The organism is Haladaptatus litoreus (assembly GCF_900156425.1).
Taxonomy (GTDB): Archaea; Halobacteriota; Halobacteria; order Halobacteriales; family Haladaptataceae; genus Haladaptatus; species Haladaptatus litoreus.
Map to the genome: position 1 here is coordinate 284652 of NZ_FTNO01000004.1, position 14919 is coordinate 299570.

The following is a 14919-nucleotide window of genomic DNA, read 5'->3' on the forward strand; positions in this document are numbered from 1 at the left end:
GGACAGCGAGAAGTCAGTCACTTTGCGCTGCGATTGTGCGTTCACCGTCCGGCACCGAGTTAGACGATTCCAAAACAAAGAAATTGGAATACTGCAAATAATGATAATCGAATACTGAGCCAGCAGGATAGGTCGTAGCGTATATTTTCCCATCTCCGACAGCGGGTGTTCCAGCGGCTAGCAATCCTTCAGAAGATGTTTCAAGATCGCTCTCGTCTAATAACTGTGACCATTTTCGCTCACCAGTCGTTATATCGAGAGCGTGGATAGCTGCTCGGACCGTGCCTGGATTTGCTGGATCCATGTATCGACCACCAAGATAGACGGTTTTGTTAGCGATTGTGAGATTGCTGAAATAGTCACCAACCAGCTCTTTTGTCCAGACATGTGCTCCCGTCTTGGCATTCAATGCCGTTATCGTATTATCGCTTCCTGGCTCATAGAAGAGAACATATCCGTTCGCAACGGCAAATCGTCGCTCCATAACGTTACTCGTACCAATATCATATGCCCAATCAATCCGTCCGCTATTCACTGATCGAGCTTCAACTCTAATGACGTCATCATCATCTTCGATGTATTTTGTTCGAAGATAGTATACTCGACCATTAGCTACGACATGGTTTCCAAATGCAGAATCAGCGTCTGTCACGCGCCACTGTACTCTTCCTCGTGCTGCGTCGAGTGCTGTTCCATCACTAAAGAAAACAGTTCCATTCGCATAACTCAGTGCCCCATCACTCCCATCTGTTAGCATCCCGATGTCGTCTGTTTTCCAAATTGTCTCACCAGTCATGCTATCGAGTGCATACGCACCGTCGACATTTGACGTATAAATTCGCTGGTCAATAGCGATTGGTGACGTCCATTTCAATGAGTCCGTACGACTCCATACGATATCACCACTTTCACTGTCGATTGCATAGAGGCCGCCCCGGTTTTCTTCATTCGTCTCTGAAACCTGTGTAGAAAAATATAGCATTTGCTCGCCTATCGTCGGTGTTTTTGGTGTAGGAAGATCAGATTGCTTCCACTGTTGCTCACCCGTTTCGGTATCATACGCACCAATATATCCGTCACTGTCAGCCGAGCCATTATTGGTCGTAACCGCAAGATACACAGTTCCATCTTTCACGACGGGCTCTTTTGAATGCATACTACCGTCAAGATCCATTTTCCAGTTCGTTGCTGTATAGGGAGTTGGACCGGTTCCAGAAACTGCACCAGTTCGTCGAGGATTTGACCGAGCTGTAATCCAATTAGTGGCTTTATCTGTACTACTATCATCATCTTTTGCAGCAACGGTTGTGGTTTCTAAACCTGCGGCTCCCACTGTGATGCCAACTGTTTTAAGAAATGTCCGTCGGCTATTTTGGTGACCATCTGGTTGGTTATCTTCTTGCATCTGTTGGTCTGGTAAAGAGAGTACTGTGGTATTTATCTACTGGTTCATGACTATATCCATATAGTAAAACATAAATACTGATTGTATAATTCATTACTAAGGAAATATGGGACTTAGAAAATTGATAGTGAGTCGAAGGCATAAAATGAACAGTTATTGCAAAGCAAAATTACTAGCTACACAATATTCCCTCAGGATCAAGAGGGAAAATATTCGTCTAATGGGGTGTATAAATGCCGACGTATAATATTGTAGACGAAGGGGCGGACAATAGCGGAAATTCGGCAATTGATCCTACTCTTTATAACCTTATTGAAGATGATACAACCATCATCTTCCCACCAGGGACATATCTGCTCAATGAACTTGTTGTGTATTCTGGCATTGATAATCTTCATTTAATCGCGCCAAATGGCGCTCGTCTCATTCCAGGCCAGTCAGGTGATAGCATCCGGTGGTTCGATGTGTACTCTAACGGGTTCGTATTGGACGGATTTGAACTTGACATGCGAGAGACGGAGATTCCGCCGTTCGTGCGGATGAATAATGAAGCTGGGAATTGGGAGCTCAAACGGTTAGTCACTCGTGGGAAGGTTCGAGCAGCCACCGATTCCAATATTGGCTCGGGTAACTCAAGCGATGCACGAACGTATTTCCGGTTGTCAGCAGCAGATGGAACTCGAGGGCTATTACAGGATTGTTACTTCCACGAAGGAGCCTGTGAACCAACTGAAGCAAGTAATCGACGGGCAATCCTTGTCGAATCAGGAAAGGGGGAACTCGTCTTCAATCGGTGTTGGTTTGAGCTGTGGGGAGAAAACACAATTTATGCAAAAAAGCCAGAAGGCCCGCTAAAGATCTATAATTGCTTTTGGCGCAACACACAAGTCGGCGTTCGTATTGGAGGGAGGACCGAAGTTCGTAATTGTGTTTCAATCAAGGACGATATCCATCCAGTTCAATCGTGGTCTGGTGGATCACTGCAGCGCGGTGTGAGCGTCGAGGGCGTTGTTCCTGCAGATCCTGAAAACGGGATCAACAGCTATGAGGGGACAGCGACGATCGCAGATAGTGATTTTTATCATCGTTATCCTGATTCGAGCTGTGGTGGCCCAATTACAGCATCAGCTCCATGTGAAGAGATCAATATCAACAATGTCCGCATTAGTTATAATTCTGAGAAATATCATGATGCGATCTATACGTTAAATGGACGGATGAACAATGGTGACGACGCTAATCTCGAATATCTTAAAATCAAAAACACTGAAGTTCATAACGATCACGATTATCAGTATGCCGTCTCAATTGGCCAAGAGCCAAACGAATGGGGTGATGTCGCCGGTGTGTTAGGTGGCAGTGGCCCACAGACGGACTCCTCGTATATCCAAAACCAGATGACGACCAACGGTGATCCGACCCCACCAGATACACGACCACCACTCCCATCTGCTCCACCACTTGGAGAAGTACCACTGCAATCGGCCCAACTTGTTCGCATCGATAACACAGGGAATGACTCCGTAGCGTCCTACCAGATTACTGGTGGTACGTACGTGCTTCCGGCAGGTGATAACGGGGCAACGGTAGCGATGGACTGGGGACCAAATGGCTCACCAGTACGCCCACCAGATTCAGAACAAGCCAGTGGGTCAGTTCCACCAGGAGAGGTGTATGCCTTCTACGTAACTGGCGGTATCGTCTCAACCGGTGCAAGTGGATCTGCAACATGGACAATTGATGGCACACCGTTTTCGCCAGGGAACGTACTTTCCACGGATACCCTGTCAGCTGACCAGGCATCCCAAGAGCAGTGGCACCAAGTCGAGGCAAGCGACCAATCGACGGGCGTTGTTGTAGCAAACCCACCCTCATACAATGGGGCACAACCACTACATGTTCGTCTGCGAAACACTATCGCTGGCGGCTTTGATTACAAACTTGAAGAATGGGATTATCTGGATGGGGCACACACCACTGAAACGTTCAACACGCTTGCTGTGCCACCAGCTGAATATAACTTGCAGCTGGACAATGATCTTCCCTATCGAGTGAAAGCAGGGACAGCGTCGACTGATCACAACCGCACAACGGTCTCACTTGGGGATTTCTTCGGAGGAATACGACCGGTCATTCTGGCACAATCACAGAGTTTCAATGGCCGTGATCCGATTGTCACCCGCGTTTCTAGTGTTTCCAGTGACTCATTTGAAGTACAGGTTCAAGAGGAAGGGAATGGTACTCACCGAGTGGAGACGGTTGGCTATATTGCACTTCAGCCAGAAATTGGTTTCCTTGATGGGAAACCGTTTGAAGTTCGACGGACCGCTCAGGGAGTAACAGATGAATGGACGCGTATAGAGTTCCAACGACCATATGAAAATCCACAGTTCGTTGCAAGTCTACAAACACTTCATGGGTTAGATACAGCAGGCCTTCGGTATCGAAATCTTACGAGCACGGGTGTTGAAGTCAAGGTTGAAGAAGAACAAAGTTCGAGTAGTGAAACGAACCATGCAGAAGAAGCAATAGGGTATGCTGTTTTTGGAAATCCCCTATTAACGAGCACGATTTCCAATACTCAGTCACGCAGGCATGAATGGCACCAGGTAGACTCAATTGTACAGCCAGATGGTGTTGTTATCGCAAAACCACTCTCATATAACGGCACTCAACCAATTCACGTTCGTCTTCAAAACGTGAGCGACGGGAGCATGGAATATAAACTTGAAGAATGGAGGTATCAAGACGGCGAACATCTCGAAGAGACATTCCACACCCTCTCCATGAAAGAGGGAGAGCGCGAGGTACAACTCGACGATGGCGCTTCGTATCGGATGAAAGCAGGAACAGCAGGTGTCGCAGACTCCTTTGAATCCATTTCACTCGGGAATTTCTTCGGAACAGAGACACCAATCGTACTCACACAATCCCAGACATTCAATGGAGGAGACCCAATCGTCACCCGATTACGGAACGTCTCGAGCGGGTCGTTCGACGTGCGAGTTCAAGAAGAGCAAGCCTCTGACGGCACACATCCAAACGACGAAACGGTCGGTTACATTGCACTAGAACAAACCACAGCGCAGATCAATGATACACTGTTTGAGGTACAGCGAGCTGAAGGAGTTACCAATGAATGGTCTCAAATCACTTTCGAACAAGCATACGATACACCGCAATTCGTCGCTGATATGCAAACGATCAGAGGCCCCGATACAGCAAATCTCCGTTATCGGAATCTCACGAGTACCGGTGTCGAGGTCAAGATTGAAGAAGAACAAAGCGCAGACTTTGAAAGAGCCCACACCTCAGAAGTAGTCGGATACGTTGTTGTCGAAGATTCCGTATAAAGCCTGAAATAGGTTTTAGAAAATCCAGCAATGGTCTAGATATTTTCAAAGCACAATGGTGCATTGCTCTTAGTAATATATTGATAGATACTGTGGTATGGTATGCCTGAATAGTGAATAAATCAGATAATTATCTTCAGGCACCGTATGACAATTGCTATGATCGATATTAATGAGATATGGTTCCGAGTAAAACCATTGTTTAGTATCAGTCTACTGATGGCACACCTCATCGAAAAACAAAGGACACAATTCTAGCTGATAACCGGGCACAAACGACTGTCGATGTCTGTCAGCAAAGCGGCAGACGCGTTGAATCCCAAAACGTCTCAAAGGGGGATGCGTGAATGCCAACGTACGATATTGTCGAACAAGGAGCGGATGAGAGTGGACAGAACGCCATTGACCCTGTTCTTACCGATCTCGTCGGGAGCAACACGACGATCGTGTTCCCACCAGGCACCTACAGACTCAATGAACTCGTCGTTCAATCCGGGACCAACGATCTCGAACTCATCGCCCCAAATGGTGCACGATTAATACCAGGTCGATCAGGCGACAATATCCGATGGATCGACGTATACTCGAATGGATTCGTGTTGGATGGATTCGAACTCGACATGCGAAATGTGACAGTGCCACCGTTTGTGCGAATGAATTCAAGCGCTGGTGACTGGGAACTCAGACGACTCGTCACCCGCGGGCGGGTTCGAAGCGCGACCGACCTCAATATTCAGTCAAATAACTCCGGTGAGGCACGGACCTATTTCCGCCTTTCATCAGCGGCAGGCACACGTGGGCTGTTACAGGATTGTTACTTTCATGAGGGTTCGTGTGCACCAACCGAAGCGAGCAACCGCCGAGCGATTCTGGTCGAATCATCAAGTGGTGCCCTCACGTTCAACCGGTGTTGGTTTGAGTTGTGGGGCGAGAACACGATTTACGCAAAAAAACCTGAGGGAAGACTCGAGATCCAGAATTGCTTTTTCCGTAACACGCAGAACGGAATGCGCCTTGGTGGCAATACCGGTGTTCACAATTGTGTCTCGATCAAAAATGCCGCTCATCCGATTCAATCTTGGTCAGGTGGATCACTCCAACGCGGGGTAAACGCGGAAGCGACCGTTCCGGCGAATTCATCAGCGGGTATTAACAGCTACAATGGGACACTCACCATCGCCGATAGCGATTTTTATCATCGGTATATGGACACCAGCTGTGGTGGGCCGATTACGGCACCGGCCCCTTGCCAGCGTATCGATATCCAACGGGTACGAATCAGTTATGAGTCGACAAAGAATCACGACGCGATCTATACATATGAAGGGCGTTTAAGTGATGGCACGCCGGCGAATCTTGAATACTTCCAACTTGAAGACGTCCACGTCACCAATGATCACAACTCAGAATACGGTGTTTTCATTGGACAGGTACCGGACTCGTGGGGGACAGTCTCCGGTGTGATTGGTGGCAGTGGTCCGCAAACCAATTCCTCATACATTCAAAATCGGATGACCACGAACGGGGATCCCACGCCACCGAACACGACGCCACCACTGCCGAGTCCACCGGCACTTGGAGACGTGCCGATGGAACAGGCCCAACTCGTCCGTATCGATAACACGGAGAACAGTTCGCCAACCTCCTTCCAAATTACCGCTGGCGAGTACGCCCTTCCAGCAGGTAACGATGGTTCGACGATTCCTACGGACTGGGGGTCGGACGGCGGTCCGAGACGGCCACCGAATTCAGATGTCGCTACTGGGACAGTGCCAGCAGGACAGGTATATTCATTCTACGTGACTGGCGGTATCGTCTCGATAGAAACAGACGGCCCGGCGACCGTGACTGTTGACGGAGAGCCATACGAACCGGGGACAGAAGCCGTTCCCACGACAAGTACTATTTCCAGCGATCAGCCAGACGCAACTCAGTGGCAGCTTGCTGAATCGGTCGTACAACAAAATGGTGTCGTCATTGCAAAGCCGTTGTCGTTCAATGGCTCGCAGCCAACACACGTCCGTCTACAGAACGTTGCCGATGGTGATTTTGAGTATAAACTCGAAGAATGGGCCTATCTTGATGGTGTCCACACTAGCGAAACCTTCCACACGTTCTCCATGCAACCGGGTGAACGCGAATTGCCACGCACCGATGGGACAAGCTATCGAATAAAAACGGGCCAAACCTCAGTGCAAGATGAGTTCGTTACTGTCTCGCTTGGCGACTTTTTCGAGACAGCACCAGTCGTTCTTGCACAGCCACAAACAGCCAATGGGACAGAGCCGACGGTCTCGCGTCTTGACAATGTCTCTACCAGTTCATTCGAGGTACGGCTGCAAGAAGAGGAAGCCTTTACTGATGGACACCAATCCGAAACGGTCGGCTACACGGCTCTACAGCCAACAACGGGGCAGCTCGAGGGCACTCCCTTCGAAGTACAACGGATTACAGTGACCGATGACTGGTCTCAGATTGCCTTTCAGCAGACGTATGAGACGCCACAATTCGTTGCCGACATGCAGACGTTTAACGGGCCGGACACTGCGGCGTTGCGCTACCGAAATCTCACGAGCACGGGCGTCGAAATCAAAGTCGAAGAAGAACAAAGTGCGGACACTGAGACGAATCATGCGTCAGAAGTGATTGGTTATGCTGTCTTCGAGGACTCTGTCTAAAGCGTAGCACCATCCCCAACATGGGAATCAAAGCGATTGGTTCCGTATCGGTCATCCATGACCGAAGACGGATTATCTGCATTGCAGGCGTTACAACCTCGTCGTTAATGGCGGGGTGGGTGCTACTATTTCGCCACACCAAGAATGGTGAATTCCAATCTGTCGCTATCACTGACTTGTAGACATAAGTCAGTAAATTTATATATCAATTAACACAAAGCTTATTACAGAGACTCAAAAATCTGGCCTATGGAGTTACAGACTCGACGACGATTCCTCAAAACAGCTGGAGCAGTTACTAGTGGGCTGCTTCTTAGCAGTGGCGTTGGAAGTGCAACTTCTACTGGAACAGACGTCACGTTTGCTCCTAAGAATGCATGGCCAACATCTGGAGGAACTACTGGAAACACTCGAGCAACACACGCGCCTGGGCCATCTGGACCCTATCTACAAACACAATGGACGGGTGGGGACTCCAAGCATTCCTTTGGGAGTCCAGTTGTCGCAAATGATGTCTTGTATTTTGGCGTTACTCCAAACGATGGTGGAAGAGAGGGAGCGGTGATTGCATACGATGCAGCAAGTGGTGAACATCTCTGGACACGAGACCAGGTTCCCAAGCAATTTCAATTGAGTTCTGAATCAGGGGGCAGTGATCGACTGGGAGCCCCCTCACAATTGAGCGAATATAACGGGTCACTCTACATTTCATGTTACGGGATGGAGTCACCAAACTATGGGGATGGCCTGATGGGTATTTACTCATTGAATGGAGCGACTGGAGAAATTCAATGGCGCCGTCCAGATATCGATCCAGCAGAAATTGAGGTGGCGAATGATCGGGTGTACTTTGCCGGTGGCGCTCTTGATGCAACGACCGGAACATCGATTTGGGAGATCGATGGACAAGATGATTTAATGGGAGTCACAGGAGACACGTTGTATACCTGCCGTTGGGATTCAACGGCACAGACTACTGTGATTACCGCACGTGATGCCGCAACAGGCACGAAACTGTGGAGCATTACAAGAGACTTTAAGACAGTAAAAACAGTCATCACGTCAGATACGGTCTATGTAACGACCACCACGTCTGAACAAGAGCCATCATTTACTGTCACTGCACTCGCTGCTACTGACGGGAGTCTACAGTGGCAATCCCCTGTTCCGGTACGTGGAACGTCACCAACAATCGAGTATTCACTGGATGGGACAGAAAAATATACGGTTGATAGAGACCCGTATCTGAGTGAGCCTGCGGTTGATTCGTCTCGATTCTATATCCTCACTCGTGCCTATGAGGATGATATTATTGACGGGGTCAAACAACCCCATGGAGAATATCTAGATTCTTACAGTACGCTCTATGCATTCGATCGGTCTACTGGCGACGAAGTGTGGCGTTTTGAAACGCCAGCGCAAGCCTTGGCAGCACCAACTGTGACCGATAATACGGTCTATTTTGCCTGTAAATATCACGAAGCTCCAGATGGAGACAGTATTTCCTGGGGTACCCCCGCAATCTATGCGCTCAATGCGGGAACAGGTGCGAAACAATGGGTTTCTGCATTCAATGCAAGTTCTGATTCATGGATAACGGCCCCTGTTGTTGTGGATAAACGCATTTTCACTACGGTCCAAATTATTGGCAATTATCCTGAAATTTATGCGTTAGAGAGCACTGACTGTGGTGAATCGATCCCGGACGAAGGTGCCCAGACAGTGAGGAACGATCCGGACAGTAAGACAAACCAGATGGGTAGGAGCGAATCTGAAATCACAGGATCGTCAGCTTCCGATGGCTCAGCGCAATTGAAAGCAAACAATCCACAGGGTGCACAGTCAGTACCGCCATCACAACTGTCTGATCACTCTCTTTCCATCAAAGCGTATGACTGGCAATCTCCCCTTGCGTTCATCGGTGGACTTGGTACGAGCGTTGGTACTTATCTTTCCAGTCATTCACCTCTGAGAACAGACGACTAGCGAAACCTCATCTGCGATGAATAGGAGTGGTTTCGAACCACCGACTAGTATGGACACGCTCGAACTGGCGACGGTACTATTTGGAGGTGTCTCGCTCTAAGTGGTAAACGTGGAGGTTCGGCGAATGCCCCCATATTATAGGATTGTAATCAGCCCTCCTGATGGGCATACCGTGATCTTCAAATTCGTAGTTCCACTGGAATTCTAAGGTAGACAAACCCTAGACGAGTGAGCGAACCACCATCATTTTTACAGATACCAATCTCGATGATCTATGATTAAGATTCCACTCATATGAAGTCGTAGACGGATCAAAGAAGCAACGTCATGTGGCCAATGTGTACATCAAAAACGATCCCCAGAGTGTGGCGTCTGTGTCATCAAGACGTTCAATCCCTACCTCGATCTTTGATGAAAATCTAGACTGGTGATCCCCGCCTGTCTTCATTGGCGCGGTTGGTGTGAGTGTTGGTGGCTCTCTTTCCAGTCGTTTGCCCTTGGAACTCTGGTCTGTCGAGCAGCTACTGGTCACGACCGCGCCGCCACTCGGTAGACGCTCCCACTGGTCGCTTGTGCGCTCGGGCCTACGGGTCGGGGGCAAGCCCCCGCTGCCGTCCGCTCCGCTCGGCGGGGGCCGTCGCTCCGCTGTTCCCTCGCTTGGAGGCAGCATGGGCCAGCCGATTCGAGGCGGTTCTCAATATTGTCGACTAGTGTGTCCAATTCACTTTTACTCCTATCTAGTGGTTTAGCGATATATCCGAGTGGTTGAGAGGTGTTCAGACAGTCGTTAACGTTTTGAGGGTTGGTTTGTCACCGATTCAGTAGTGTCACTACTACTCCCCACTCACTAGTGCTACTGACAGCAGTGACACTCCTAACAGAGTAACATCTATACCAGTACAGCCACTACTCCCATCTATGTCAATCGATATTGAAGACTTCGAAGAAAAGAGCAGCGAGGAGCTCGAAAAAATGACCAACGGCGAGCGTGTCCTCCGATTTCTCGCCGAGAACGACGACCGAGCGTTCAAGCCTGCTGAGATCGCCGAGCAGACTACCGTGAAAAAGAACACCATTGGCACTGTTCTCAGTCGGCTTAAGGATCGCAACCTCGTCCGACACAAAGGCACGTACTGGGCGATCACCGATGACCAAGAACGCCTCAATACATTCACAACGTTCCGCCAGTCGACCAAGACGCTCAACGACCAACTCGGAGAGGAAGACCCCGAAGAATGGGAAACCCACGCAGCGGACGACTATCCCACCGAGAAGCGTGAGGATGAGAAATAAAACATGACCCAGGCGCCGTCATCTTCGGTGACGATCCATTCAATGACCGTGACGCTCCTCGCCCGTGGTTGGTTGTCTCCGACGAGACTCACCCGTTCTGTGACATCCTCCCCGTGGTAAACGACGGGGCTTCCCGCAACAGTGGGATTCCGGCAATGCCGTAGGTTTCAGTCCGAATACGCCGAAAGCGTCATCTATCCGGTTCTCGGACTCGTCTTTCGGTGGACTATGGCGGTGTCACAACCGCTCCCGTCCCGTGGCGTGTCATTGCGTTCCGGTTTCCAAGGAACGCTCTCACCCCACGGGTCGACGCGTCCGGCGATGTTCGCCGCCGCGTTGATATCTGCTTGGAACGTCGATACGTGGCAGTCGTCGTTTTTACAGCGAAACTCCGCTTGTGAACCCCGTCGCCCGATGTGGCCGCAGGCGTGGCACGTTTGGCTTGTGTACGCTGGATTCACAAACCGAACGGGAATACCCAACTCGGTTGCTTTGTCCTCAATACGACCCTGCAACCGTGCAAACGCCCACGCATGCAAGCGTCGGTTCATGTACTTACCGTAATCCAACCGTTCGCGGATGAACGACAAGTCTTCGAGGACGATAACCGGATTCTCGAAGTCCTGTGCGTATTCAACAGCGTTCCGAGACGCCTTTTCAACGATGTCTGTAAGCGCGTTCTGGTAGTGATCGAATCGTTCATCAATCCGCCAATCGGATGCGTCACGTTGTTGAAGGCGTTTCAGGGTCGTATACATCTCTTTGCGGAGGTGTCGGGCACAACTACCACTTTTGAGCATCGGCTTCGTCGGCGTGTTGCGTTTCAGGGCACAGCCCGTAATCAACGCGGATTCACCGATATCGAAACCGATGTACGTCCCGTCACCGTCCGTTACAGGTTCATCCACCTCGTATTCGACGGTGGCGTGTAGAACCCAACTACTCCGGTTCTGTTGAAGACGGAGTTCACCCGGTTTAGTATCACCTTCGAGAATGTCGTGCCACAGAGATTCTTGCTCTGGGTTCAACCGAAGCGGAACCCAAAAATTCGTCCCGCGACCGGGTTGTCCGTCTCAATTACAACGGAATAATAACGGGGGAACGTCGCCACGCTCCTGCATTCACACGCAGAAACACCGCAGAAACAGCCGCACTCGGCAGTAGTCGTCCGTTGTGTACAGTCCGGTGGCATGGATGGAACTTTTGTCCCGGTGGCTGGTGTGGTGATGAACACGGGGGGTTCACCGAACCCCCATATTATGAGATTATAATCCCTCCTCTCGATGAGCGCGAACCCACCCACGGAGGTCAGGGTGATTCCACTCGACGCAAATACGCTTGCCCTCGATTTTCGTGGTGGGATCGATATCTGGATTGGCGAGATGTCCATCGACATACTCAACGCCTGGAACGCGTTCGGCCATCTCTTCCATCACGCGATAGCCGTCGGTCAGATACGCACAGCCGTACTGGGTAGCAACCTCGCGATAGTTCAGATAGACGGTACGGGAATTGGTTTCACGGGCTTTCTCCTCGGCTCGTCCAAGGACGGTGAGGTACTTCTCGTGGATGCTCGAGTTTGTGGGGCGTTTCGTTGAGAAGTCAAGCAGACTGGCGTTGTCGGTTGCGCGTTGGATGGTGTCATGAAGTGTTTCACCAACAGTGGCAGCCTCGGCAACGATGTTTGGGGAAGTAGCATCGACACTACTGCCATCTTCGCTTGTATACTCGCGCACGTCGTTGATAATCCGGGAGACAGAGGCCCGAATGCGGTAGTTCTGTTCGCGTTCTGTTTCGAGTTCCTCCTGGAGGTGGTTGTTTTCAGTTTCGAGGTCGTCAATACGTGATTCGAGTGTAGCTGTTCGGTCGCGTTCGGTTGCAAGGGTTGCTTCGAGGGTCTCGATTCGGTCGGTGGTGGTACTGAGGTCAACTGTGAGCGCTTGGAAGTCGTTTTCTACGTCTTGGATGCGTTGGTCTTTGGCCTTCACCTCGGATTCGAGTTCGGCAACACGCTCCGTGAGGGCGTTCAGTTGCTCGACCAGCGTGGCGTTGGCGGGAGTTGATTGGCTCATCGGTCTCTTACCCCCGAGGGAGACACTGTGGTGGGCCAATGGAGGACAGTACCGTGGTTGTCACTGCTGGTGACGAAGTTGTTGGTCTCACCGCCAGGGAAGCAGATCCGACACGGGTCGAACAACGCAAGCAAGCCGTCAGTGATAGGGATGATTTGCCATCCGGAGACTGGCTTCTGTCTTGTGAGTAAACGGCCTGAGTAGGGTGTTAGGGAAGCCAATATGGAGTTGCTCATTCCTCACACCGCTCCTGTGTATTGCTGGAATCGGTTGGCTGGTGGCTAGTGTGTTCATCAGTATTCAGGGTATCGTCGGGTCGTGTGACGGCTTCGATGGTAGCGTGTGTTCGAACCCAGGCGTACTTGCCCCCCGGTGTGAGTTCGTAGTGGTCGAGTTGGTACTCTGTGTGGCTGATTTCCTCATAATACGTGCAGATGAGTCGGTACAGGTTGTTACTCGGGATGGCAAACAACAACGTGTGGTCGCCGGGTTCCGGGCCACGATGATTGACATCCTCCCCGCGCTCAAGCGCGAGGATTCCTCCGTGGGTGTTCGGCTATGCCGATTCCCCAGTGGTAACTTTCGGGTGTGTGCGCTGTTCGTTGGGACGGTGAGCGTGTGGTATCGCCGACCACGAATGGTCGTCCCACTTGAACCGCACGGGCCGTGCCATCGGCCTGACTACATTTTCGTACCGCCTGAGGAACGTTTCGCTTGCCACGAGATCGGCGTGCCCTTCGAAGCCACACGGGCACGTGAGCGTGTCCTGATGCCGCGTTGTATCGGTTGTTGAACCACAGTTCGGACACGTCTGACTTGTCCACGCTTCCGACCGAACTTCGACCGTAATGCCGAACTCCTCGGCGGTGCATGTGAGCCGGTTGATGAACGCGCGGAATGCCCAGAAGTTGTGCGTTTTGTGGTTGGCTTGCACCGACCAGTGCGTTTCCAACACGTCGGTTAAATCCCCGACGTAGACCGTCGAAACACCCTCGGAATACAACAGTCCCATTAGGTTTCTGGCGAGCGCGTCCATGGCATGATTGCGCCGTTTGGTTCGTCCTCGGTACAGTGAGCGGATTTGCTTGCTGCTGTACCGACCGTTTCGGAGCTTCGACTGAAGTTCGGCAATTCGGCGCGTCGTCTCGCGGAACCGCTCGAATAAGTCGCGTCCGTGGTACAGGTACTGTTGGCCGGTTGTCGTGGTACACGCAACGAGATTGCTCGCACCGATATCCAGAGCAGCCGAATGGTCGGCTAATGGTGAATCCAGTCGAGAATCATCGATGGTGACTGGTTGAATGGCTCTGTATTGGTTTGAAGTCTCGTCGTAGTACAGTTCTAACCGCCCTTGGTCGCCAGACCACTTCGGTTTGCCTTTCACGTTCAGACATAGCTTCTCGCGGTAGCCCATGTCGTACTCGTCTTTGAGGGCTTTTCCAACTGTGAGTTCGACGGTTGAACGGTTGCTCCATCGGACGGAATACTGGTCGTTGCGGATGTAGATCCGAAGAATGCGACCCTTTTCCTCGTTGCCCCAGTAGCCGGGAAGACCGTTGTCTTCGCCTTTCTCTTTGAGCGAGAAGAACGACCGCCACGCTTCGGAATTCTTCCGAATCACCTGTTGTGCGGTAGCACTTCCAAGTACGCTAACGTATTGCTTGCGGTAGTCCTCGGTATCCCAGACGGATTTGTCGATGTCTGGGTCGGTGAAGTTCTGGCGACGTTCGTAGTTGAGTTGGTTCCACAGGCTGGCGGAAGCGTCCAACAGTCGGCGAAGTAGCTCCTCGTCTTCGTTGGTTCGGGGGGCTACTTCGAAGCTGTTGACTCGCCTCATTTGCCGTAATGTCTATAACGTCCCGAAGTCTATTAAGTATTGTCATGCGACCAAACGTTGATATTTCATGGAGCATCCACGGTCGAGTGAAAGATTTCGCTGACGACAACGATGTTTCGCTCACTGAAGCGTATGAACAGTTATTGGACGCCGGGTTGGTATCATTGGAACACCGGGAATGAGCGTTGTCGGCGGTTGGCGTTGCCGAGCCTACCGCTTGACCCCGCCCTGAAGGGCGAGGCTTGCGCTCGAATTTCACGTCAACGAGGATTACGAACCCACCGACGGCGAAGAA

General features: G+C 50.9%; 8 protein-coding genes and 1 pseudogene. 4 read left to right on the forward strand and 5 right to left on the reverse strand.

Annotated features, from left to right (window positions below; genetic code table 11):
• Positions 1–13: 13 nt before the first annotated feature.
• Entirely contained in the window at positions 14–1405 is a 1392-nt protein-coding gene (locus BW974_RS17600; RefSeq protein WP_084186360.1) for an outer membrane protein assembly factor BamB family protein, read from the reverse strand.
• A gap of 233 nt (positions 1406–1638) precedes the next feature.
• Here BW974_RS17600 and BW974_RS24335 point away from each other — a divergent pair, with 233 nt between their 5' ends.
• The 4 genes from BW974_RS24335 (at position 1639) to BW974_RS17630 (ending at position 10715) form a co-directional block, all read left to right on the forward strand.
• A complete protein-coding gene (locus BW974_RS24335) occupies positions 1639–4758 on the forward strand; it encodes a hypothetical protein (protein WP_245800171.1) in 3120 nt (1039 codons plus the stop codon).
• Positions 4759–5105: 347 nt separating this feature from the next.
• Positions 5106–7436 carry a hypothetical protein gene (locus tag BW974_RS17620; RefSeq protein WP_076431546.1) on the forward strand — a complete coding sequence of 777 codons (2331 nt, stop codon included), beginning with the start codon at positions 5106–5108 and terminating at the stop codon, positions 7434–7436.
• A gap of 720 nt (positions 7437–8156) precedes the next feature.
• On the forward strand, positions 8157–9422 hold the full coding sequence (locus BW974_RS17625) for an outer membrane protein assembly factor BamB family protein (RefSeq protein ID WP_175609733.1): 1266 nt from the start codon (positions 8157–8159) through the stop codon (positions 9420–9422).
• 918 nt (positions 9423–10340) lie between these two features.
• Positions 10341–10715 (forward strand): MarR family transcriptional regulator, encoded by a 375-nt coding sequence (locus BW974_RS17630; RefSeq protein ID WP_076431548.1) that lies wholly within the window; start codon positions 10341–10343, stop codon positions 10713–10715.
• 194 nt (positions 10716–10909) lie between these two features.
• Here the strand turns inward: BW974_RS17630 and BW974_RS17635 are convergent.
• From BW974_RS17635 to BW974_RS17650, 4 genes and pseudogenes are all read right to left on the reverse strand, one after another.
• Positions 10910–11782, reverse strand: a pseudogene (locus BW974_RS17635) (RNA-guided endonuclease TnpB family protein); the annotation flags it as partial.
• 198 nt (positions 11783–11980) lie between these two features.
• On the reverse strand, positions 11981–12787 hold the full coding sequence (locus BW974_RS24340; RefSeq protein WP_084186362.1) for a coiled-coil domain-containing protein: 807 nt from the start codon (positions 12785–12787) through the stop codon (positions 11981–11983).
• Positions 12788–13019: 232 nt separating this feature from the next.
• Positions 13020–13262 (reverse strand): hypothetical protein, encoded by a 243-nt coding sequence (locus BW974_RS17645; protein WP_076431549.1) that lies wholly within the window; start codon positions 13260–13262, stop codon positions 13020–13022.
• 81 nt (positions 13263–13343) lie between these two features.
• Positions 13344–14624, reverse strand: a complete 1281-nt coding sequence (locus tag BW974_RS17650; RefSeq protein WP_076431550.1) for an RNA-guided endonuclease InsQ/TnpB family protein — start codon at positions 14622–14624, stop codon at positions 13344–13346.
• Positions 14625–14919: the final 295 nt, after the last annotated feature.

Excerpts from the sequence above, each read along its gene's own strand:
- BW974_RS17600 (WP_084186360.1), bottom strand. The coding sequence starts at position 1,405 with ATGCAAGAAGATAACCAACCAGATGGTCACCAAAATAGCCGACGGACA.
- BW974_RS24335 (WP_245800171.1), top strand. The coding sequence starts at position 1,639 with ATGCCGACGTATAATATTGTAGACGAAGGGGCGGACAATAGCGGAAAT.
- BW974_RS17620 (WP_076431546.1), top strand. The coding sequence starts at position 5,106 with ATGCCAACGTACGATATTGTCGAACAAGGAGCGGATGAGAGTGGACAG.
- BW974_RS17625 (WP_175609733.1), top strand. The coding sequence starts at position 8,157 with ATGGAGTCACCAAACTATGGGGATGGCCTGATGGGTATTTACTCATTG.
- BW974_RS17630 (WP_076431548.1), top strand. The coding sequence starts at position 10,341 with ATGTCAATCGATATTGAAGACTTCGAAGAAAAGAGCAGCGAGGAGCTC.
- BW974_RS24340 (WP_084186362.1), bottom strand. The coding sequence starts at position 12,787 with ATGAGCCAATCAACTCCCGCCAACGCCACGCTGGTCGAGCAACTGAAC.
- BW974_RS17650 (WP_076431550.1), bottom strand. The coding sequence starts at position 14,624 with ATGAGGCGAGTCAACAGCTTCGAAGTAGCCCCCCGAACCAACGAAGAC.